Here is a 22,075-nt window from a genome sequence, read left to right on the forward strand (position 1 = left end):
GATCGCCTGAGGTTGCCGAACCGGTGGCCAGACGCGAAGCCTCGTGTCGGATGAATGACTAACAACTAGCTCTCACCCGGCACCCGCAGCCTCAAAGACGAGGCCGAGGTCCAGGTCGAGGTGAGCCACCCGCTGGCCCCAGACAGCGGGTGCTGGGCCTGCAGGGAGGATCGGGAACCACAACGGTCGGAGTTCCTTGAGCCAGCCGTTGTCGCCCCAGCTCGCTGGCAACGCGATGGGAGGCTCGTATCCCTCGAGAAGGCCGGCCCGAACCGGGATCGTCTCCTGGAGGATCGTCCGTACCTCGTCGTTCTTAAACCGGCCACCTCGTCCAGATCCGGCTTGAGGGAGTGGGGTGCGCTGCTGCGGGTCGAGCCACTGGCCGCCGTCACCGTCGAGATAGCAGCAGAGCAACCGGTCCGACTCCGCTCCCAGGCGGGTGGTCGCACGCCACTCCGGTGTCTCGGTGTGACTCAACGAGTGCAGGTCGGTCACGTCGATGGGATCAGGTATGACACCTAGTTCAGCCGTTCCGCGACTGACGTTTCCCTCGGCCCAGTATCTGTCGTACTCCGCGCTCAACACCGGGTCGTGGCGGATCGACTGAGGCACATACACCGCCTCCACGAGGCCCTGCACTGCGTGCGGTACGGCGATCGTGTCGATCCCCGCCAGCTGTAGATGCGTGGCCCGCAGCAGGTACGGCGCGTACACGTCGCCCCAAGCAGGGGGCTTGACGTGCTCGACACCGCCCGACCCGCACGGATCGAGGACCACGACCCGCGGCTGCTGGGCCCAGGACGGCCTCGGCCTGAGGTGTCGATGGCACCGGCCGGCCCGCTGCAACAGCTGCGCCATCGGAGCCAGATCCGTCACCAGCAGGTCGAAGTCCAGGTCGAGTGACTGTTCAATTACCTGGGTGGCGACGACGACCGTCGACCGTGAACGGTCACCGTCCCTGCCCAACCGACCGGTGATCTTTACCGTGATCTCCTCCCGACGGCGAGCCGGAAACCGGGAATGCAGCAGCATCACGTCTACCCCGTGGGGCACCCAGTCACGGAGCACGCGGTAGGTCTGCTGGGCATCGTTGACCGTGTTGCAGACCACGGCCGCACACCCGCCACGTTCCGCAACCGGTGTCAGCACTTGCCGTACGACAGCCCTGCGGTCGGCGGGATCGCTTACCGGCCCCTTGAGGTGACGAACCGGGCGTACGTCGAGCGTGAACTCCACACTCCTGCCCGACACCATCGCATCCCGCGCCAGCGGCGAGATCGAAACGGGGTCGCGCTCTCGGCTTGCCGGCACGAACGTCCAACCCGGATACGGCACGGACGCCTTGGTCGGCTCGGTGCCAGCGCCTTCCTCGTACGCCCGGACGAGGGTCGCCGCCTGCGACGCCGGCAACGTCGCCGACAGCAGGACGACCGGGCATCCGTACGCTCCCAGCCAGTTCAACAGGCGACACAGCAGGGTGGTCATGTAGTCGTCGTAGGCGTGCGCCTCGTCTACCACGAACACCTTGCCTGAAAGGCCGAGTAGACGCAGCGCGTTGTGCTTAGTGGTCAGCGAGGCCAGCAGGGCCTGGTCGACGGTGCCCACCGCCATCGGGGCCAACAGTCCACGCTTGCGGCCACGCAGCCAATCCGTCGCCACCACATCACGGCTTGGGTCGTCGGACACCACCACGCCGGAATCACTGAGGTCGGCAGCGGCACGGGCCTCGTACTCGGCGTTCAGCCACGACAAGCTGTGCAGCAGCGTGACCGGCGCCGGGCCCGCGGCCAGCTTGGCGGCGAATGCCCGCACCCGGCGATACATCTCGTCAGAGGTTGCCATGGTTGGCAAGGCGAAGAAGAACCCGTGGGCCCCGCACACCTCGGCCAACCTCAGGGCAGCCACCAACGCGGCTTCGGTCTTGCCGTCCCCCGTCGCCGCCGTCACGACCACCAGCCCCGGACCGTCGACCACCGGCAGCAACTCATCGATGATCGACCGTTGAAGCGCGTTCGGGCGGTGCGGAAACAAATCCTCGAAGCCCGCAGCCCGAAACGAGGGCGCCCCCAGGCCCGCGTCGTCGAGCAGGACGGCGACGGGCGCGGCCAAGGCCGCGAGGTGAGCCGAGACGACGGTGATGTCCGTGCACTGCGGCACCCTTGGCAACTGCTGGCGCAAGAAGTGTTCTTGGCTGGCCAGCCAATCGGCGAGGATCACGAGCCCCGTGACCAGCACACTGGCCGGCGCGCTCATGGCCGGCGGCGGCTTCGGCGAACCCACCGCCTCATGCACCACCCGCACCAGGGCTGCGCGCTGTCGCGCCCAGCCGCCCTCACCCAGGTGCAACCGGCCGCCATGCGGCCCGCTGGTCTGCTGGAAACGTCCGTGGTGGCCGCCGACGATCTGAGCGACGCGGTATGCCAAGCGGCTACTGGCTCGCCTGGCTGACTGCGGATATCCGAGGGGGTCGAGGAGGTCAGGCATGGCGAGTTGGCCAGCGGTGTCGTGCCTCAGCGAGCCGTCACCTGCAGTGTCCTCATACGAGCCGCTGCACTGCAGCGCGCTGAACAGGGCCCCGTTCTGCTTCTGGAAGCCAGGCGTCGCCTTGCCGACGTCGTGCAACCCTGCCCAGAACATCATCAACGACCTGGCGTGGGCGTCGTCAGTGGTCAGCCCCTCCACGATGATCCTTCGCTGGTTCGGGGCTAGGTAACAATCCCACAGTGCCCCGGCAACGGCAGCGGTGTCGATCAAGTGCCAGAGCAGCGGGTACGGCACCTCGAGATGGTTAGACTTGCCCCAGATCCCGGCATCGACTTCCTCGTGGTCGAAACCCAAGCCGACCGCCTCCGTCCACATCTGCTCGTGAGGGCGTCCGCATGCAACCACGGCCGTACGACACTTCCGTCCGCTCGATGCAGATCCGGGCACCGGCGGGATAAAGCCGCAGGTCGCGAAGTGTCCTCCCCACGCACGTGGGGGTGTTCCGCCGGCGTTCCACTCGTAGCGGCGGCCGGCGAGGTCCTCCCCACGCACGTGGGGGTGTTCCGGCCCCGCGACCCGCCGATGGGTCCGGGGCCTTGTCCTCCCCACGCACGTGGGGGTGTTCCGCAAGCTCCCGACACCCGGGAACTCACGGTGCGGTCCTCCCCACGCACGTGGGGGTGTTCCGTTGACCGGGCGAGTCCAGCCACCCCGCCGCCCGTCCTCCCCACGCACGTGGGGGTGTTCCGCGGACCTGATCACGCTGGGCGGCGCGGCCACCGTCCTCCCCACGCACGTGGGGGTGTTCCGGCGGGTCTGCCGGTGGAGTTCGCCGCCGAGCTGTCCTCCCCACGCACGTGGGGGTGTTCCGTAGGCGACGGCGTGCGGCGGCAGCTCGCCGTCGTCCTCCCCACGCACGTGGGGGTGTTCCGTCGGCAGGGGTGGCGTGCTGGATCTGGCGCAGGTCCTCCCCACGCACGTGGGGGTGTTCCGGACGCCGGCCGGGACCTGTCGCGGTTGCGGGCGTCCTCCCCACGCACGTGGGGGTGTTCCGGTGACGGCGAGGATGCCGCCGACCCACACGAGGTCCTCCCCACGCACGTGGGGGTGTTCCGGTGCCCAGCCTGGTCGCTGGCCAGCTGCGTGAGTCCTCCCCACGCACGTGGGGGTGTTCCGCGGTGGGCGGAGGCGGGGGCGGGGGCGTTCCAGTCCTCCCCACGCACGTGGGGGTGTTCCAGTCGAGACCGGCCGACTCGCAGAACTCCCGCAAGTCCTCCCCACGCACGTGGGGGTGTTCCGCGCTCGACACACCGAGCAACCGCAACCCGTGGGTCCTCCCCACGCACGTGGGGGTGTTCCGGCGACGCGCATGAGCTGCCGACCGATGCCCGTGTCCTCCCCACGCACGTGGGGGTGTTCCGGCCACCTACCGGGAGACCGTCGGCATGTGGGGGTCCTCCCCACGCACGTGGGGGTGTTCCGCCGGGCTCGTCAGCAATCCGGCGACGGAGAAAGTCCTCCCCACGCACGTGGGGGTGTTCCGGACGCCGACGAGCAGTACGCCGCCCTCGAGCGGTCCTCCCCACGCACGTGGGGGTGTTCCGCGCCCCGCCCCGGCCGTGAGGCCAGAGCGGGGGTCCTCCCCACGCACGTGGGGGTGTTCCGCCACCGCCGCCCCAGTTGGGCACGGTCTCCAGGTCCTCCCCACGCACGTGGGGGTGTTCCGAACTGCACGAGTCGCGCGACGGCGACACCGTCGTCCTCCCCACGCACGTGGGGGTGTTCCGGAGGTGCCGGCCGGTGTCCTCGACCTCACGGCGTCCTCCCCACGCACGTGGGGGTGTTCCGCTGCTCCTCGCCACCGGCCTCGCCGGTGGGTTGTCCTCCCCACGCACGTGGGGGTGTTCCGAACATCCCCTGGTACCGCCGCTGACCTGACCAGTCCTCCCCACGCACGTGGGGGTGTTCCGGTGAAGAACGGCTCGACGCTGCTCAGGAGCCCGTCCTCCCCACGCACGTGGGGGTGTTCCGACAGTGCGGTGCGGGCCGTCCTCGTCGTTGTTGTCCTCCCCACGCACGTGGGGGTGTTCCGCTCGCCGGGTGGTGGAAGGTGAAGCTGGGGCCGTCCTCCCCACGCACGTGGGGGTGTTCCGGCTGCGACCGGCGTAGCCGTTACCGGACCCGAGTCCTCCCCACGCACGTGGGGGTGTTCCGCGGACGGGGTCCCGCACCAGCTCGGGTTTCTGGTCCTCCCCACGCACGTGGGGATGTTCCGCGGATGACGGTCGGCAGGGATGACCGGCCCGAGTCCTCCCCACGCATGTGGGGGTGTTCCGCCTGACTACCTGAGCGCCGCCGACGCGGCGGAGTCCTCCCCACGCACGTGGGGGTGTTCCGGCCAGCGACATCATCGAGGCGTGGGCCGTCGGTCCTCCCCACGCACGTGGGGGTGTCCCGTACGGGATGGCGTTCCGGTTCCTGCCGGAGTCGTCCTCCCCACGCCTGTGGGGTGTTCCGTTGCTCCTTGAACTCGACGCCGGAGGTCAGACGCCCTCCCCACGCACGTGGGGGTGTTCCGCGGACAGCGGGGAGCAGCCTCACGGGTCAGCCGTCCTCCCCACGCACGTGGGTGTTCCGCCTGCTCCCACGACCCCGACCACGCCGTCTGCCCGTCCTCCCCACGCACGTGGGTGTTCCGCTGCTGGAGCTCGTTCTTGACCTGGCCGTAGGGTCCTCCCACGCGCGTAGGGGTGTTCCGGGCTGCTTCGAGCCCGCCACCCGGGTCACGCCGTCCTCCCCATGCGCGTGGGGGTGTTCCGATGAGATCAACATGTACGCGAAGATGCTCGCGGTCCTCCCCACGCACGTAAAGTGTTCCGTCATTACGTACTACCGGGAGGGCCGGGGGCTCGTCCTCCCCACGCACGTGGTTCCGGGTCGCCAGCCCCGACCGGTCACCCCGTCGCTGTCCTCCCCACGCACGTGGGGGTGTTCCGCCGAACCTGCCGAACCCGCGGTACTACCACGCGTCCTCCCCACGCACGTGGGGGTATTCCCGGCATGGGGCTGCTGCTGAACGGACTGATGGGGTCCTCCCCCCACGCACGTGGGGGTGTTCCCGCCCTTGTAGTCGGCGATCGCCGACCGGCCTCGGTCCTCCCCACGCACGTGGGGGTGCTCCGCGTGGGCCCAACTCGTGTCGGCTCCGCCCGAAAACTGACCCCGTGGTTCCGGTTCCGCGGCTGCCGTCTACCTCAGCACTACCGGTAACGGCGCCATGTGACCTCATGGTCGTCTGCGAAGAGTGACCGCAGCCTGTGGGCCAGCTCGCGGGCTACCTCCGGACGGCCGGCAAGCGTGTCGATGGTGCTGGTAACGAGTTGCAACTCTCGAACCCGCCGCAAGATCGTCCACCCGGTCCAGGCCATGAGGTCAACGCCATAGGCATCGACAAAGTCCCTGTAGTCGTTCAGTGAGCGCCCGAACCGGGTAGCTCCGTGGGCGGTCGGTACGAGATCCCACTCCCGCGGACCGACGCTCATTCCATCCAGGTCGCAGAGCAGAGGCTCCCGACGGGCGGCGCGGCCCCCGCCCGATGCTGGCAAGAGAACGTTCCCAGTATGCGCATCCCCGTGAATGATGCCTGGCGGGAGCCGCCAGTCGACCCGATCCAGATCCTCCTCCGCCTCGTCGCAGCGGCGGTGAAGGTAGCGAAGCAAGTCGGCGGATGGAGTCCCCAGTTCTGCTCTCGACCATCTCTCCAACTCGCCGGCTTCCTCAGCCGGTAGCGCAGCGGCAGCGTTGAGACGCCGGCGGAACTTCTCAATCGGTGACCAGACCGGCAGCTCTACCTCGAGCCGGTCAAGACTGTGGAGCTCACGGAGTGGCGCAGCCAGGTCGGTCGGCTTGGGCTCGTCGCCGACGGTCGGGACGTACTGCCATGCGGTGGCGACCCAATCCCCGCTGAAGATCGGTTGAGACGGCACCCGGGTGGCGAGCCGCACGGTCGGCATGCCGGCCTCTTCAAGGCATGTCGCGAGCGACACCACCCGATGGGCGAGCGTTGCGGCGTGCGGGCCGGCAGCGAGTCGGATCACGACCGGCGGTGCGACGAACACCGCGTTCATTGTGTATTTGACCAGGCTGGCACTCTCCGGATCGACGTCGATCTGCACGCAGACGTCGCTCAGACGGCCGCGAAGTTCCGAAGCGACAGCGTCACTGAGTGCCGTGGTCATCAGACCGCCTGCAGCTCCGCGATCCGGCTGCCGAGAGCAGCCAGCGCCGGCTCCCGCTCGACCTGCGGCGCGGCGAGCTCCCACAGGGCGTTCAGACGATCGTTGACGCGAGCCGATCGCATTCCGTCCGCCACCAGGCCCACCGCCTTCGTCCCGTACTCGCCAGCGGTGGCGAGATCACCGGCCAGGATACTCGCCGTGGCGACCGAGATCGTGTCGAAGATGAAGGACCGGCGATCTTGGGGGCGGCGTAGCCGGACGGCTTGGTGGGAGTGCTCGGCGGCGCGGTCGACGTAGCCGACGTGCTCCGGATGGCGGGCCAGGGCGGAGTAGACCACGGCGGAGATGCCGTGTACGTCGGCCTCGGTCAGCGCGAAGTGGGTCCAGTCCGGCGCGGTGTCCGGGTCAGCCTGGTCGAGTTCGCGCCGTGCCCGGGTCAGGCTGTCGACGGCCTGGTGGTCGGCGCCCAGGAGCGCGTAAGCCCACGCGGAGTTGGCGTGAAGTATGCCGACGCTGGCATGGCAGCCAGCCTGCTGTGCGGCGAGCTGGCCGAGCCCGAACAGTTGGAGCGCCTCGGCTGGCTGCTCCTGGTGCAGACTGACCCGCCCCAGGCGATACAGCGTGTTGGCCAGCAGCGGCAGGGAGTCGGTCTGTCGGGCCAGGACGAGGCTCTGGGTGAGATGCCGACGCGCCAGGTCGTGGTTGTCGAGATCGTGCGCCACCCATCCAACCAGGTTGTGCAGCTCCGCAAGTGCTGCCCGAAGCTGGGCAGCCACTGCATCTCCGCACTGCACCTGTAGAAGCTGCGTCGCCCACGCTACGTAGCCGCGTGCGGATTGCAGGCAGCGGCCGCCTCCGGCAGCCGCATCGAGCCGGCGGTGAAAGGCCGTCACCGCACGGACGGTGGCGACTTCATCCTGGCCGACGGCAGCGGGGATGGCGACCTCCTGAGAGCTGGGGAGCCATCGCTCGACACCGGCAGGTATGGCACCCACGGCGATGCTCGCGACCACACCGAGCAACTCGCGGGGGTCAACGGGCGCGGCTGTTCCGCCCGGCTTGAGAGGGATCTCTTGCCGGTGATGAAGGGCTTGTTCATCGAGAGCGAGCCCCATGTAATGGCGCGGGATGCACAACCCTTCGGCGATGCGCTCCAGCACTGAGTAGTCCGTGACTATGCGCCGGCCCGCGGCGATTTCTGAGACCCGGCTGGCACCGAGGCCGGTTGCGGTCGCGATCGCGGACCAGCTGAAGCCGCGTTCCTTGAGGAAGCCGAAGACCGCTCCGATGTCGTGGCGAGCAAGGAGCACGCGGACAGGGACGCCACGGTAGGTGCCGTTCTGCCACCACTGCGGCCTGACCACCCGCTGCATGGATGTCACTCCCTCCGACCGCGGATACTGCGCACAGTAGTCGGCCGGGTGCCGAGATGTCCGCCCTGCCGGCGGCCGCGCGACCCACCGTCTCACCGTGAGAGCCCCACCATGAGGCGCTCATCGCTGGCTAGCTGGCGGCAGCCGGCATCGGCCAGGGTCATCGGCGTGCCAGTCAGATGCCATTACCACCTCCGGACTCTCGCTCCGGGCTCGGCAACCAGAGCGGGTCGAGTCCCAGCCCTGGCCCCGACGGAGGGTCGACATGGCCGTCAGACGGCAAGCCAGGACGGGTCCGGGGCGAGTGCTGTGCAGGAGGCCCGCTCGCCTCGGACCAGAGCCCGGCCGGAGTTCGTGCGGGCGCTTGTTCCAAGGAGCGTCCCGCACCAGAGCCGGGTGCAGGGCCCGTCAACGTTCCCCCCGTACGAGACGGTCCCTGCACCCATCGACCGGGTGCGTGGTCGGAGCCAGGCAGGGCCTGGCCGCGCACCCCGTACGAGGAGGTGTCGAGATGCCCCGCTTCCCATGACTCGTCAAGCGATCGGAGCGACGACGGCGGCTACGAGAGCCGAGAGCATGACCGGCGAGCAGACGGATCCCCACGTCGCCCCGGGCACGTTGCTCCGGCTCGACGGCGACGACTGGTCCTTCGGGCGCGACCTCACGCCCGGCACGCACGTCGACGTCGTCGTCGTACGGCTCCGCACCGGCCTCGCCCACCTCAGTGACGAGTGGAGGTGGGTGCTCGGCCACCGACCCGAGTGCGCCTACCCGCACGTCGATGAGCACCCGCCCTGCGTGGAGCTGCGCGTCACCGTCGCCGCGCTGCACCGGCACACGCCCGCCTCGTGACGGGCGTCGAGGAGAGCGACCGTGCCGTCGACCGCTTTGACTCGGCCCGCAGAACGGTGCTCCAGCACGTCAACCGTCAGACGTGTTTCCAGTGCGACAGCGGCGGTTGCCGCCAAGCCGCATGGGCTTTGGATGAGCTGTCCCAGCATCCCGGTGGTCGGCGTCTCCTCGTACTGCTCCGGCTCCTCAACTCCGAAGACGAGACGCCCCAGGAAGGCCAGTCGCGGTGAACCCAGCTCACGGTGCCGGTGAACAGCACGCCGTCCAGCATGTCCACTCTCAGCCCGCTTCGCCGCGCGTCCCGCTGCGCGCCGTCGGCACCGCCGCCATGCAGACCGGCCGCATCGCCGACGAGTTCTTCTTCATGGCCCACGACGACCGGACCGGCCGGCCCCGGCTCTTTGACTCCGCACTGGCCACCGGCCTGGCCGCCGGGCTGCTCGCCGAGCTCTACTTCGCCGGCCGGATCACGTTCGACCGTGGGCACATCCGGGTCAGGGACGCCCGGCCGCCGGCGGACTGGCTGCAACACCTGGTCCTCGACCGGCTCGTCGCCGAGCAGCAGCACACCGCGACCCGGGTGTGGCTGGCGTTTCTCGGCGCGTCAGCCTACGAGCAGGTCGCTCAGCGCATGTGGCAGGTGGGCCTCGTGCATCCGCAGCGGGTAGGCCGGTTGTGGCGCCAGCGCACGGTCTACCTGCCGACCGACATCAACACGGCAGCCTGGCCGTGGGCGCGGTTGTCCCAGCAGCTGCGTAACCGTCGAGGCCTCGATGACTTCGATATCGCCCTGGCCGGTCTGACGCTGCACACCCAGTTGGAGACGGCGCTGCTCGATGGCGCACCGCTGGCGGCGCGCTCGTACCTGCGCCAGCTGGTCGAGCAGTCGTGGCCGCCGTTGCGTGACCTTTTGGCCGACCTCGGCAGCGTCGTCGGCGGGACCGTCCTCAGCCACCGCACCTCCTGAATGCAGCCGACCCACTTCCCTTCCGGAGAGATCTGATGCCCTACTCGACACCCGACACCGTCTCCGCAGTCCTCGCTCGGGGCCGGCTCGGGATCCCCTCCGTGGTGTTCTTCGTGATCGCCGCAGCGGCGCCCCTCACCGTGGTCGCCGGCGGCGCGACCACCGGCTACGCCGTCACCGGCGTCTCGGGTATTCCCGTGTCGTACCTGGTCGTGGCCGCCGTGCTCGCCCTGTTCGCGGTCGGCTACGTGGCCATGTCCCGACGGATCATCAACGCCGGGGCGTTCTATACGTACGTCACCAGGGGGCTCGGCCGCCCGGCGGGCGTCGCCGCGGCCATGGTCGCACTGCTGGCCTACAACGCCATGCAGATCGGCCTGTACGGCGGGTTCGGCGCGGTCCTTGCGCAGTTCCTCGGGGACCAGTACGGCTGGGACGTCGCGTGGTGGGTGTGTGCGCTGATCGCCTGGGCCGTCGTCGCCGTCCTCGGCGTGCTGCGCATCGATCTGAACGGAAAGGTCCTCGCGGTCATGCTCGTCGCTGAGTGTGCCGTCGCCGTCGTCTTCGACGCGGTGATGGTCGGCTACCCCGCCGGCGGGACGGTCACCTTCGACACCCTCGCCCCGTCACACGTCTTCGCCGCCGGCATCGGCGCCGCGCTGGTCACCGCCATCACGGGTTTCGTGGGCTTCGAGGGCACCGTCGTGTTCTCCGAGGAGACGCGTGACCCGCGCCGGACCGTCGCGCGAGCCACCTACATCGCGGTGGCCGCCACCGGACTGCTCTACGGCCTGTCCGCGTGGGCGATGTCCGTCGCCACCGGCCCCGACAAGATCGTGGACGCCGCCCGCTCCGACGGGACCGAACTGATCTTCAACCTGGTGTCCCCGCACCTCGGGGCCGGCGTCGTGACCATCGGCCGGGTCCTCTTCATCACCAGCCTGTTCGCGGCCCTGCTGAGCTTCCACCACACCGTGGCCCGGTACCTGTTCGCCCTCGGCCGCGAACGCGTCGTGCCCGCCGTGCTGGGACGGACCAGCCGGCGCACCGGCGCACCGAAGGCCGGCTCGATCCTCCAGAGCGTCATCGCGGTGGCCGTCCTCGTCGGTTATGCCGCAGCCAACGCGGACCCGATCACGCACCTGTTCTTCTGGGTCACGGTGACCGGTGGCCTCGGCGTCCTGGCCCTGATGACCGTCACCTCCGCGGCCGTGGTCGGCTTCTTCGCCCGCATCACGCACACCGAGGGCCCGTGGCGCGCACTCATCGCGCCCCTGACCGCCACGCTCGCGCTGACGGCGGTCCTCGTCGTCACGGTGCAGGAGTTCGACACCCTCCTCGGCGTCGACCCGCACTCGCCGCTGCGCTGGCTCTTCCCGGCCGCATACGCCGTCGCCGCGCTTGTCGGCGCGGCCTGGGCGCTGATCCTGCGCGCCGCGAGACCAGACGTCTACGACGCCATCGGCCTCGGCGCGGACAGCGCCACCTTGCCCCTCCGCAGAACCGACGTCATCCGCCAGCCGGCCTGACCAGATCCAGGAGTGAGCATGACCGCCGTCAGCACCAGCGTGACCGTGCGCCGCGCCACCCGCGACGACACGGACCCCCTGATCTCCGTCCTCGCCGAGGCGTTCTTCGCCGGACCCGTCGCCGACTGGCTGATCCCCGACCACGACGACCGACGCGCCGTCTACCAGCGGTACTTCGAGCTCGTCCTGCACCACGGCCTCGAGCACGGCCACGTCGACACGACCATCGACCTGTCCGCCGTCGCGATCTGGTATCCCCGCCCCGAACCGCCGCGTGGAACCTCACCAGAGCACCAGGTGGCGCTGGAGGCCGCAACCGGCGTGTACGCGCCGAAGTTCACCCTCCTCGAGGCGATGTTCGAGGCGTTCCATCCCCGCGAACCGCACCACTACCTCGCGTACGTAGCGGTCAGCCCGGAACAGCAGGGCCGCGGTGTCGGCGCTGCCCTGTTGAACAGCTACCACCGCCGACTCGACGCAGTAGGCATGCCGGCGTACCTGGAAGCCAGCAACATGCGCAACCGCAGACTGTACCTCCGACTCGGGTACCGGGCCGGCCCGCCGCTGATCCTGCCCACCAGCGGACCGACGATCTGGCGGATGTGGCGCGGAACGCCCACCGCCACCGGCCCGGCCGCCTTCCCCGCCACCGAACCGCTGTCGCGACGGCGGGCCCGGTGACCGCCGCACCGACGGCCGCCGCCGTGCGGCCGGCGCAGCCAGGAGACGTGGCCACGATCGCCGCAATGCTGACCGACGCCGTCGCGGACGACCCGGTCGCCGAGTGGCTGGTGCCCGACCCGCACGAACGGCGATCCATCTTCCAAGGGCTGCTGTCGATGGAAGTCGACCACGCCGTCGAATGGGGCAGCGTCGACGTGCTGCTCGACATGACCGGCGTCGCGGTGTGGCGTCGGCATCCGGCCAACGACGCAGCCGTGCTGTCGGACCACCACCTCGGCACCTTCACCAAACGGGCGTTGCCCCGGTTCCGGCAGCTCAACGCGCTGGTGGACAGCTACAGGTCCGCCGCGCCGCATCACTGGCTGGCGTGGCTGTACGTCTCCCCGCGCCGCCGCGGGCAGGGCATCGGCACCGCCCTGCTCGCCCGTCAGCACCAGGTCGTCGACCAGTTGGGGCACCCGATCGACGTGGTGGTGACCAGCGAGCCCGCCCGAGACTTCCTGCACGCCCACGGCTACTTCGCCGGCCTGCCTCTGCACCTGCCCAGCAGCCCGCGGCTCTGGCCCCTGCGCTGCGCCGCCCCGCCCGCCACTCAGCCGACCGCGCCGGTCCGGATCGCCTGATCACCCGGTAACACCCCACGCCGATACCGCTCAAACGACGCGGTGACTCCGGCGCCGATGTCAGCCGGGCCGATACCAACGAGGAACGAACCCATGGTCACATCGCCCGTCCCTGTCCGCCGCTTGGCCGTGAGCCTTCTCGGGAGCCTCCTGCTCACCGGCTGCCAGGCGAGCACGCCCAGCGACCAGACACCGTCCCCAACCGCACCGACAGCTCCCGGGAATCAGCCCGTTGCCACGCAAGGCGTGATGGCCACCGGACCCGGTTTGACCCCGCCGCAGCGTCTGATGGCCCTCGCCCGAGGCATCGGTGCCACGCCGGCCGACGGCACCACCGACCTGCCCTACACCTACCTGCACACCCAGTCGTGGACCCGTGCGACCAACGCGATCACACGCACCGACCTGCGGCGGTGGCGTCGCGACGCCGACGGCTCAGGCCACGAGATCACCCGACGTCTCCCCGACCTGCCGGGACTCGACCATCAGCCAGGGCGCGACGAGCAGACGCTGTTCGCGCAGGCGCCCGAGAGGCCGACGCGGTACCTGGCGAACGAACTCCGTCCGTACCTGTCGGACCCGTTGCCGTCCGAGGCGACCGCGCTGGCCGGCGCACTGGCACCCCGTGAGCTGGCCACCGAGCCCGCGTACCCGCGGCTGCTCGCCAACGGCGTCGTCGGCCTCGCGACCGGCCAGTACCTCAACCGGGAGCAGCGAGCGGCGAGCCTGCGCGTCCTGGCGAACATCCCTGGCATCGCGTACCTCGGAGAGAGCACGGACCTTGCCGGCCGCACGGGCCTGATCTTCGCGGTGACCGCCGACGGATCCACATCGCAGCTCCTGGTCGACCCGCGCAGCGGCGACATCCTCGCCGCGCAGGAACGGGTGACCGGACATCGGCCAGGTCTGTTCTCGTACGTACTCATCCTCGCCCGCGGCCACACCGCCAGCAGCGGAGCCGCCGCGCAGCCCTGAGCTACCAATCCGCGAGGCCCACCCGACCGGGCGCCGGGCTCCGCCTCGCCCAGGCCGACACGGGAGCCATGCCGTGGCGGCGAGGAGTCGACGACGAGGCACAACTCCCGATGAGGCACCAGCACTCCATGCTCCGCCCGCACGGGCGGTAGGGGTGACGCGGCACCGAGACGCGGTCACCCGGCACCACCTCGGGTCAGAGCGGCCCGGGCAATTCGGATCGGAGGAAGACATGGCCCTCACCACTCCCGAGCAGAGCACGGCCGGCAGCGGCGACGAGTTCGACCTGGACGTCAGCCTGCTGGAGGTGGCGGACCTGGCCGGCCTGGTCAACCTGACCGACGACGGCTGCGGCAGCACCTGCACCGCCTGCACCACCAACGTCGCCTGACCGGCGATTTTCCGATGGCCGGCCGGCGCGACGGCGAGCACCACGCCGCCCGCGCCGGCCGGCACCCCTCCCCCGACGTCACCGAGGTGTAGCGTGCGCTCTCCCACAGGTTTCCCGGCCTACCGGTCAGCCGACACCGCGCTCGTCCGCGCTGTCGCTCACCCCGCCATCGACCTGCCGCCGTGGCCGGACCTGACCGAACCCCGCGCCGAGCTCGTCCCCACCTGGGTGGGGTGGCTGCGGCAGGTATGGGCGAACGAAACGGTGGCCGAAGCGGTGAGCCACGCCAGTCCCGTTCTCGCCGCGCAGGTGGGCAGGCTGTGCGGCGGCGACACTCTCACCGTCCGGGAGACACGGCGGGTGATCCACGCCGTCGCCCGGTACACGCAGCGTCTGCTCGGCCGGCCGACCCCGTTCGGGCTCCTCGCAGGTGTGGCACCCGCCGTGTTCGGGTCACGGTCGCCGACTCGGTGGGGCAGCTCGCATCAGGCCGTAGCGCGAGCGGGTGCGAGGTGGCTCACCGACGTGATCAACCACCTGGAGCAGTGCCCGGAGTTGATCAGCCAGCTTCTGGTGGTCGCGAACAACACGATGACGGTGCGCGATGACCGGCTCGTCGTCCCCTACCAGCCGCACACCCGGCCGCACGGCACGCCGACGGCCGTGGAGGTGTCGCTGCGGTACTCGGCACCGGTCCGGGCGGCCGTCGCCGCCGCCCACAGCCCGATCCGGATGGAGTCGCTCTCCACGCGTGTTCGCGCAGAGTTCCCCCACGCCAGCCCGGCGACCGTCACGGCGATGCTCACCAAGCTGATCGCGCATCGTGCCCTCATCACCAGCCTGCACGCACCCAGCACCGAGCCCGACGCGCTGGCGTACCTGCTGCTCCAGCTCGACGAGGTGGGCACCGCCGACATCGCGCCCGTCGCCGACATCGTCCGCGTCCTGCAGGAAGTCGACGCAGGACTGCAAGGTCACAACACCACGCAGGGCGCGGACGGTCGCGCGCTACGTCAGCTGGTGAGCTACCAGATGCGCAGCCTCGCCCTGTCCGAGCACGAGCCGCTCGCGGTGGATCTCCGGCTGGATGCCTCAGTGACGCTCCCCGACCAGGTAGCGCAGGAGGTGGAACGCGCCGTGTTGGTGCTGACCCGTACAAGCGCCCACCCGTACGGCACTGCGGCGTGGCGGGCCTACCATCAGCGCTTCTATGAGCGGTACGGAATCGGCTCGCTGGTGCCGTTGCGGGAAGTCGTCGATCCGGACAGCGGCATCGGCTTCCCGGACGGCTACTCGGGAGCCTCTGCAGCCCAGCCTCGCTCGCCGCTGTCACGGCGTGACGAGGTGCTGCTCGCGATCGCTCAGCGTGCTGCACTCGACGGCGCGAACGAGGTCCTCCTCGACGAGGCGTTGATCGCACAGCTGGAGCTGGGCCCGCAGCGGCTCCGCCTGCCTCCACACCTGGAGGCGAGCGTACGCGTACAGGCCACCGACGAGACCGCCCTGGAGCGCGGCAAGTTCACGATCGAAGTCGTCGCTGTCTCCCGGGCAGCTGGCGGACTGACCGGCCGGTTCCTCAGCGTCCTACGACCATCCGACGCGGCAGGATTTGCCGGTGCCTTGACCGACCTGCCCACCGGCGACCGGGACACGGTGGCGACGCAGGTGTCGTTCCCGCCGTTGGATCCCGGGACCGCGCACGTCGCGCGCGCCGTCCAGGTGCTGCCGACCGTGATCAGCCTGGCCGAGCACCGCTGGAAGAGCCGGTCGGTGCTCACCGTCGACGACCTCGCGGTGGGGTGCGACGGCCGACGCATGTACCTCGCCGTCCCGGACCGCGGACACCGGATCGAAGCGGTCAGCATGCACGCGCTGAGCCTGCGCACCCACACGCCGCCGCTGGCCCGGTTCCTCATCGAGCTCAGCCGCGCCCAGTGCGCCCAGGTCACGGCCTTCGACTGGGGCGCCGCCGCCCGGGCGAAGCTGCCCTTCCTGCCCCGGGTGCGGTACGGACGGGCGATCCTGGCCCCGGCAACCTGGCGGCTGGAGGCCGCCGAGCTGCCCGACCGGCACCAGCCCTGGTACGCCTGGGACGACGCCTTCGACGAATGGCGGGCTCGCCGGCGCCTGCCGCGCCTGGTCCACCTGGTCGAGGCCGACCGGCGCCTGCCGCTGGATCTCGACGAGTCGGCGCACCGAGTCCTGCTGCGCACCCACCTGCTCACCGCGCCACGAGCGGTCCTCGTCGAGACACCCACTCCCGAGGATCTGGGGTGGTGCGGCGGTCGCCCGCACGAGGTCATCGTCGCGCTGCACGCCACCGAGCCACCACCCTGGCCGCCGCTGCCCACCCCGACCCCGGCCCGGGTCATCGGACGCGACCAGGGACAGACACCGGCCGCCTCGCGGATCCTGCTCGCCAAGCTGTACGGAGACATCCGACGCCAAGACCTGCTCCTGGCCGAACACCTGCCTCGACTGCTTGCCGAGTGGGACGCCCCGCCTGACTGGTGGTTCCTCCGGTTCCGCGACCCCGACCAGCACCTACGCCTGCGCATCGCCCTGCCCGATGCGTCGGCGTTCGGGCCGGCAGCCGAGCGCGTCAGTGCCTGGGCCGACGACCTGCGACAGCGCGGCCTGCTGCGAGAGATCCAGTACGCCACCTCCTACCCCGAGACCGGCAGGTGGGGATCCGGTCCCGCCATGCAGGCCGCCGAAGCGGTCTTCATCGCCGACTCCCACGCCGTACTGACGCAGCTGCGCCAAGCGGTACGCCCGAGCCGACAGGCACTGGTCGCCGCACAGATCGCCGCCATCGCCGTCGCCTACACCGGCAGCGTCGAGACCGGCATGCACTGGCTGATCGACCACGTACCCGCCAAGGCACCCCAACCGGTCCCCCGGCCGCTGTTCGGCGAAGCCGTGCGCCTCACCCACCCCGGCGACGACTGGGCAGCCCTCCGCGCGGTCGCCGGCGGCAACGCCATCGTCGACGCCTGGAAGAAGCGAGACGTCGCCCTCGCTGCCTACCGGACCCACCTGCCCGGCCCGCACACCGACGGCATCGACACTGACGACGTCCTCGGCTCGCTCATGCATGCGCACTACATCCGTGCGGTCGGCATCGACTTCGACGACGAGGACCAGTGTCGCTACCTCGCCCGGGCCGCCGCTCTGGCCTACTTCGCCCGGAGCAGGTCGTGAGACCGGCGTACGAGGGTCACGAGCTGGCCGTCGCGGTCGCCGACCTGCTCGCCCACCACGACGATCCCCGCTTGCCGGTCCACCAACCGGGGTGGCGGCAGTCGCTCGCCCTCGGAGTACCGGGCATCGCGCTGCTGCACGTGGAGCTGGCAGCGGCGGGGCTAAGGCCGTGGCAACGCGCCCATTACTGGCTCACCGCCGCTACCAGCGGCCCGGTAACGGTGGGCGCCGACAGCCACCCCTTCCACGGCGCACCCGCGCTGGCGCACGTCCTGGCCTGCGCCAACACCTACCAGCCCGGCTCGTACGCCCGGGCACTGGACCACCTCGACACGGCGATCGCCGCCGACACCGGGCACCGCGTGGCCGCCGCGCATGCCCGCATCGACGCCGGCGAGCTACCGGCCCTTGCTGAGTTCGACGCGATCCGAGGGCTCACCGGCATCGGGGCGTACCTGCTGCGCCGACCGGCCGGCGGCGAGGAGCTTCGCGCCGTACTCGAGTATCTGGTCCGTCTGACCTGTCCCCTGCACCGCGACGGCGAGGTGCTGCCCGGCTGGTGGACCAGCAGCGGCCCCAACGGGCGCGCCGACGACCGGTTCCCCGGCGGGCACGGCAACACCGGGATGGCGCACGGCATCGCCGGGCCCCTGGCGCTTCTGGCACTCGCCGCCCTGCAGGGCATCGTCGTCCAGGGTCAGCTCACGGCGATCGCGACCGTCTGTTCGTGGCTCGACCAATGGCGCAGCAACACCGACGCCGGCCCGGTCTGGCCGTACTGGGTCACCCGGCCTCAGCTGCGCGCCGGCCGCAGGTCGACGCCGAGCGTCCAGCGGCCGTCGTGGTGCTACGGCACCGCCGGCCTGGCACGCGCGCAGCAGCTCGCCGCCCTCGCGATCGGTGACCCGGCCCGTCGCGTGGCGGCCGGAGATGCGCTCGCCCGTGCCCTGATCGACCCGCGCCAGCTCGACGCGACCACGGACCCTTCCCTGTGCCACGGGTATGCCGGCCTCGCTCACATCGCCCACCGCGTCGCTGTTGACGCTCCTGCCGGAACTGCCGCCCGGCTCGACGCCCGCATCCCCCACCTGCTCAGCCTGATCGACCCAGCGGCTGTCGGCCCTCGGCGTACGGCTACTGCCCTGATCGGCGCCGCGCCAGGCCCTGGGCTGCTCGAAGGCGCCGCTGGCGTGGCCCTGGCCGCGCTGACCTGCAGCACCGTTTCGACACCGGGCAGCTCATGGGATTCCTGCCTGCTCACCGTCCGACCTGCCCACCCACTGACGTAAGGATGTCCACTCCGATGCCGACACCCGCATGGCGGCAGTACACCGTCGAGTTCCCCAGTCCCGCCATGGCCGAGCACATCGCCACCACGGTGCTCGCCCCAGCACTGACCGCTGCTCAGGACGCCGGCACCCTTCACCGCTGGTGGTACGTCCGCAAGTACCCCTCGTGGCGATGGCGGTACGTCGCCGACGATCCCACCTCTCACCTCTTCGAGGACCTGCTGGAGACGCTCACCGTTGACGACCGCATCGTCAACTGGACCCGAGGCATCTACGAGCCGGAGACGCTGGCCTTCGGCGGCTCGGCCGGCATGCACGTCGCCCACGACCTCTTCCATCACGACAGCCGACAGCTGCTCCTTGGACCAGGCGTCACCGAGTCGGCCACGCTCGGCGGACGAGAACTCGCCGTCCTGCTCTGCAGCGTGCTGATGCGCAGCGCCGGCCTTGACTGGTACGAGCAAGGCGACGTCTGGGCCAAGGTCGCTGCGCTGCGCCCCGCCCCAACCCTGCCCGCCGACAGCACCGCCACCGCCGACCTGGGCTGGGCGATGAACCGACTCATGACCGCGGACATCCACAGCCTGAGCCGCTCTGCCTCGGACGGTCCGCTCGCGGGCTACGACGCGTGGCTTGACGCGTTCGAAACAGCCGGTCAGGCCCTCGCCGACCTGGCACGGCACGGCCGCCTCCGACGGGGCCTCCGCGCGGTCATCGCCCACCACGTCATCTTCCACGCCAACCGCATGGGCCTGTCCGTACGCGACCAGTCCACCCTCGCCGCACTCGCGGTCAGGAACGTCTTCCAACCCACCAGAAGGAGCACCGTGTCCACCTCAGAACCCACCCCGCAGGCCACTAGCGTCGACCAGATGACCACGCTTCGTGAATCCGCCGAACTGCGGACCGAGCTCGCCGACCGGCTGCGGGCAGAAGACATCATCCGGACGCCGGCCATCGAAGCCGCCATGCGGCACACGCCACGGCACCTGTTCCTGCCCGGGGTACCGCTGGAGCAGGCGTACGCCGATGGACCGGTCTACACCAAGACCGACGGCCGTGGCGTCTCGATCAGCGCCGCCTCGCAGCCCCGGATCGTGGCCATGATGCTCGAACAGCTCGACGCCCGACCGGGCCACCGGATCATGGAAGCCGGTGCCGGGACCGGCTACAACGCCGCTCTCCTGGCCGCCATCGTCGGCGACACCGGACGCGTCGTCACCATCGACGTCGACGACGACCTCGTCGACGGGGCCCGCAAACACCTCGCCGCCGCAGGCGTCGCAAACGTCGAGGTCGTGCGCGGCGACGGCGCGCTCGGCCACCCCGACGGTGCTCCGTACGACCGGATCATCGCCACCGTCGGCGCCTGGGAGACGCCCACCGCCTGGCTGGAGCAACTCACCCCGGACGGCCGGCTGGTCGTGCCGCTCCGACTGCGCGGCGCCGCATCCCGCTCGATCATCTTCGAACGGCACGACGGCGGATGGCGCGACGCCGGCAGCGAACTGGCCGTCTTCATGCCACTGCGCGGCATCGGCGACGACGCCCGACGCCTGGTCACCCTCACCGGCGAGCAGGACGTGACCCTGCAGGTGCACAAGGACCAGAACGTCGACGCGGGTGCCCTCGCCGACGTGCTCACGAACGAGCGGCAGGAGGTGTGGACCGACGTGCTCTTCCCGCCGATGGTGCCGTTCGAGTGGATGGACCTGTGGCTGGCCTGCCGTCTCGACAACGCCATCATGCGAATGAACGTCAAACCCGAGGCCATCGAACGCGGCACCGTCTCCCCCATGTTCCCGTGGGGCGCCATGGCCACCACCCGCGGTCGGGACCTCGCCTACCTCACCATCCGACCCGCACCGCCGGCTGCCGACGGCGGCAAGCTATACGAGGTGGGCGTCATCGTCCACGGCCCTGCCGGCAAGGACCTCGCCGAGCACGTCGGTGCCGAAATCCGCACCTGGGACGCCGAGTACCGCTCCCGGACCGTGCACTTCGAGATCCCCGACGCGCCGGCCAAGGCGAATCCGTCGACTGGACGCTTCGTCCTCCCCCGGCCGCACCACCCGATCACCGTCACCTGGCAGTGACGATGGACCCGACCAGCCACGTCCTCCGGCGCTTCCCCCTCGTGGCCCGACCGCGGCCCGCCGCCAAGGCGCTGACCATCCGCGTCGACGGTCTATGCGCCCTCGCCGACCGCGCGGACCGGGAAGGCGACCTGGCTGCCGCGTCTGCCGTATACAACCAGGCTGCGCTGATCGCCTCGGACTGCGGCCAGCCCGAGCTGGCCCGCCAGTGGTGCCACGAACACGCCGACGCGTACCTGCGCGCCCTCCCCCTGGGCGCGCAGGCCGCGCGGCATGCCCTCGAGCCGCTGGTCAACCTCGCCCGCCTGCACATCAGAGACGGTAAGGGCGACGCCGCTCTCGGGCTCCTCAACGACCTCTTCCAAGCCGTCTCATCCCGCACCGACACCCTGATCGACGGCTGTCCGGTGCCGGCGAGCAGGCTGACCCGAACCGACGATGATCATCGCGAGGTACGGCAGTGGCTGTGGGGTGTGCTTCTCGCGGACGGTGCCCGCGCACTGACCAGCGCCGGCCGGTGGACGGAGGCCTACGAGCACCTCCAACGGCACAACGGCATCGGCCATCGGATGCTCGACGGGCGCCAAGTCGCGGTCATCGCTCACATCGCCTGCGGCGAGATTGAGCGTGCACGCGTAACCATTGCCAAGACGGTCCGCGGCGAACCGTGGGAGGAGGCCGTCACCGCATGTCTGGCCTACGTGTGCGCCAGGGCAGGCGACGAGCCGGAAGATGCCTACCTCGACGCGCTGCTCCGCAGCTACCGACGGCTAACGCCCACACCCAACCTCGCCGTCTTTCACACCCGCCTCGGTCTCACGGTTCTGGACGTGGCAGGCGGAGTAGACCATCCGGGGGTACGAAGTCTGGCCGCAGACCTGATCGACCAAGCCCTCGCCGTCCGCGACGCCTACGTTGCACGTGAACTCCTGGACCACCCCGGCATCTCCGCTGTCATCGGTGCCGGACGCAACGCTGGGCTCCTCGACATCGCGCAGGCGGGAATGATGCATGTCCCCCTGCCATGCGTTGCTCGCGAGCGGCTACTGCAGTCGCTGACCACCAGCAGAGCGGTCATCACCAAGGGCTCACTTGTGCCTGGACCCGGGCTCCGGCCGGGAGCCGTGGGCCGGCAAACCGGCGGCGTAGCCACCGAGGAAGCGCTGCCCGGCTGACGAACATCCCCACGTCGCTGGCGGCATTGGCTGCGTATCCGCGAATCTTGTACCCGCCGAGCACCGTCCGGTCGCGTAAGGCCAGGCGCAGCCGGGCGAGGGACTCGACGTCGATCGAACCGTGCAGGCGGGCGTGGTGCCCCAGTGACTGCAGGGCGTTGGCCCGCGTCTGCGCGCTCATGGAATCCCGACCGA

15 protein-coding genes and 1 CRISPR repeat array are annotated in these 22,075 nt (G+C 70.4%); of the genes, 11 read left to right on the forward strand and 4 right to left on the reverse strand.

The window, feature by feature from the left end:
• Positions 1 to 72: 72 nt before the first annotated feature.
• From cas3 to GA0070614_RS02700, 3 genes are all read right to left on the reverse strand, one after another.
• Positions 73 to 2,838 (reverse strand): CRISPR-associated helicase Cas3', encoded by a 2,766-nt coding sequence (cas3, locus tag GA0070614_RS02690; RefSeq protein ID WP_172892353.1) that lies wholly within the window; start codon positions 2,836 to 2,838, stop codon positions 73 to 75.
• Positions 2,839 to 2,960: 122 nt separating this feature from the next.
• Positions 2,961 to 4,942: a CRISPR direct-repeat array (repeat unit 29 nt; unit sequence GTCCTCCCCACGCACGTGGGGGTGTTCCG).
• A gap of 802 nt (positions 4,943 to 5,744) precedes the next feature.
• Entirely contained in the window at positions 5,745 to 6,722 is a 978-nt protein-coding gene (locus GA0070614_RS02695) for a phosphotransferase (RefSeq protein ID WP_088974488.1), read from the reverse strand.
• Positions 6,722 to 8,095: a tetratricopeptide repeat protein gene (locus GA0070614_RS02700; protein ID WP_088974489.1), complete on the reverse strand. Its 1,374-nt coding sequence runs from the start codon at positions 8,093 to 8,095 to the stop codon at positions 6,722 to 6,724. Before GA0070614_RS02700 ends, GA0070614_RS02695 begins: the two co-directional genes overlap by 1 nt.
• Before the next feature lie 576 nt (positions 8,096 to 8,671).
• Here GA0070614_RS02700 and GA0070614_RS02705 point away from each other — a divergent pair.
• The 8 genes from GA0070614_RS02705 to GA0070614_RS02745 all read left to right on the forward strand — a co-directional run bounded on the left by GA0070614_RS02705 (position 8,672) and on the right by GA0070614_RS02745 (position 17,320).
• Positions 8,672 to 8,947 (forward strand): hypothetical protein, encoded by a 276-nt coding sequence (locus GA0070614_RS02705; protein ID WP_088974490.1) that lies wholly within the window; start codon positions 8,672 to 8,674, stop codon positions 8,945 to 8,947.
• A gap of 226 nt (positions 8,948 to 9,173) precedes the next feature.
• Positions 9,174 to 9,914 (forward strand): GOLPH3/VPS74 family protein, encoded by a 741-nt coding sequence (locus GA0070614_RS02715; RefSeq protein ID WP_231933492.1) that lies wholly within the window; start codon positions 9,174 to 9,176, stop codon positions 9,912 to 9,914.
• Between the two features lie 35 nt (positions 9,915 to 9,949).
• The gene (locus GA0070614_RS02720; protein ID WP_088974493.1) at positions 9,950 to 11,443 is read left to right on the forward strand and encodes an APC family permease; all 1,494 of its coding nucleotides are present in this window, start codon (positions 9,950 to 9,952) and stop codon (positions 11,441 to 11,443) included.
• An 18-nt stretch (positions 11,444 to 11,461) separates the two neighbouring features.
• On the forward strand, positions 11,462 to 12,124 hold the full coding sequence (locus GA0070614_RS02725) for a GNAT family N-acetyltransferase (RefSeq protein ID WP_088979160.1): 663 nt from the start codon (positions 11,462 to 11,464) through the stop codon (positions 12,122 to 12,124).
• A 65-nt stretch (positions 12,125 to 12,189) separates the two neighbouring features.
• Positions 12,190 to 12,750 (forward strand): GNAT family N-acetyltransferase, encoded by a 561-nt coding sequence (locus GA0070614_RS02730; protein ID WP_088974494.1) that lies wholly within the window; start codon positions 12,190 to 12,192, stop codon positions 12,748 to 12,750.
• Positions 12,751 to 12,999: 249 nt separating this feature from the next.
• Positions 13,000 to 13,725: a hypothetical protein gene (locus GA0070614_RS02735; RefSeq protein ID WP_231933493.1), complete on the forward strand. Its 726-nt coding sequence runs from the start codon at positions 13,000 to 13,002 to the stop codon at positions 13,723 to 13,725.
• A gap of 232 nt (positions 13,726 to 13,957) precedes the next feature.
• Positions 13,958 to 14,116 (forward strand): FxLD family lanthipeptide, encoded by a 159-nt coding sequence (locus tag GA0070614_RS02740; protein WP_088974495.1) that lies wholly within the window; start codon positions 13,958 to 13,960, stop codon positions 14,114 to 14,116.
• Between the two features lie 228 nt (positions 14,117 to 14,344).
• Positions 14,345 to 17,320, forward strand: coding sequence for a lantibiotic dehydratase (locus GA0070614_RS02745; RefSeq protein ID WP_088979162.1), 2,976 nt, complete (start codon positions 14,345 to 14,347; stop codon positions 17,318 to 17,320).
• Here GA0070614_RS02745 and GA0070614_RS30755 read toward each other — a convergent pair.
• Positions 17,296 to 17,460: a hypothetical protein gene (locus GA0070614_RS30755; RefSeq protein WP_197701509.1), complete on the reverse strand. Its 165-nt coding sequence runs from the start codon at positions 17,458 to 17,460 to the stop codon at positions 17,296 to 17,298. The genes GA0070614_RS02745 and GA0070614_RS30755 overlap by 25 nt on opposite strands.
• On the opposite strand from GA0070614_RS30755, the gene GA0070614_RS02750 reads away from it, so the two are divergent.
• From GA0070614_RS02750 to GA0070614_RS02760, 3 genes are read left to right on the forward strand one after another with little or no spacing between them, the layout of a single operon-like run.
• Entirely contained in the window at positions 17,461 to 18,609 is a 1,149-nt protein-coding gene (locus GA0070614_RS02750) for a lanthionine synthetase C family protein (RefSeq protein ID WP_231933494.1), read from the forward strand.
• A gap of 14 nt (positions 18,610 to 18,623) precedes the next feature.
• Positions 18,624 to 20,705, forward strand: a complete 2,082-nt coding sequence (fxlM, locus tag GA0070614_RS02755; protein ID WP_088974496.1) for a methyltransferase, FxLD system — start codon at positions 18,624 to 18,626, stop codon at positions 20,703 to 20,705.
• A gap of 2 nt (positions 20,706 to 20,707) precedes the next feature.
• Entirely contained in the window at positions 20,708 to 21,880 is a 1,173-nt protein-coding gene (locus GA0070614_RS02760; RefSeq protein WP_408630755.1) for a hypothetical protein, read from the forward strand.
• The last annotated feature ends 195 nt before the right edge of the window (positions 21,881 to 22,075 follow it).

It is taken from the genome of Micromonospora coxensis, assembly GCF_900090295.1.
GTDB lineage: Bacteria > Actinomycetota > Actinomycetes > Mycobacteriales > Micromonosporaceae > Micromonospora > Micromonospora coxensis.

Excerpts from the sequence above, each read along its gene's own strand:
- GA0070614_RS02700 (WP_088974489.1), bottom strand. The coding sequence starts at position 8,095 with ATGCAGCGGGTGGTCAGGCCGCAGTGGTGGCAGAACGGCACCTACCGT.
- GA0070614_RS02705 (WP_088974490.1), top strand. The coding sequence starts at position 8,672 with ATGACCGGCGAGCAGACGGATCCCCACGTCGCCCCGGGCACGTTGCTC.
- GA0070614_RS02725 (WP_088979160.1), top strand. The coding sequence starts at position 11,462 with ATGACCGCCGTCAGCACCAGCGTGACCGTGCGCCGCGCCACCCGCGAC.
- GA0070614_RS02695 (WP_088974488.1), bottom strand. The coding sequence starts at position 6,722 with ATGACCACGGCACTCAGTGACGCTGTCGCTTCGGAACTTCGCGGCCGT.
- GA0070614_RS02760 (WP_408630755.1), top strand. The coding sequence starts at position 20,708 with ATGGACCCGACCAGCCACGTCCTCCGGCGCTTCCCCCTCGTGGCCCGA.
- GA0070614_RS02730 (WP_088974494.1), top strand. The coding sequence starts at position 12,190 with ATGCTGACCGACGCCGTCGCGGACGACCCGGTCGCCGAGTGGCTGGTG.
- GA0070614_RS02720 (WP_088974493.1), top strand. The coding sequence starts at position 9,950 with ATGCCCTACTCGACACCCGACACCGTCTCCGCAGTCCTCGCTCGGGGC.
- fxlM (WP_088974496.1), top strand. The coding sequence starts at position 18,624 with ATGCCGACACCCGCATGGCGGCAGTACACCGTCGAGTTCCCCAGTCCC.
- GA0070614_RS02735 (WP_231933493.1), top strand. The coding sequence starts at position 13,000 with ATGGCCACCGGACCCGGTTTGACCCCGCCGCAGCGTCTGATGGCCCTC.
- GA0070614_RS02740 (WP_088974495.1), top strand. The coding sequence starts at position 13,958 with ATGGCCCTCACCACTCCCGAGCAGAGCACGGCCGGCAGCGGCGACGAG.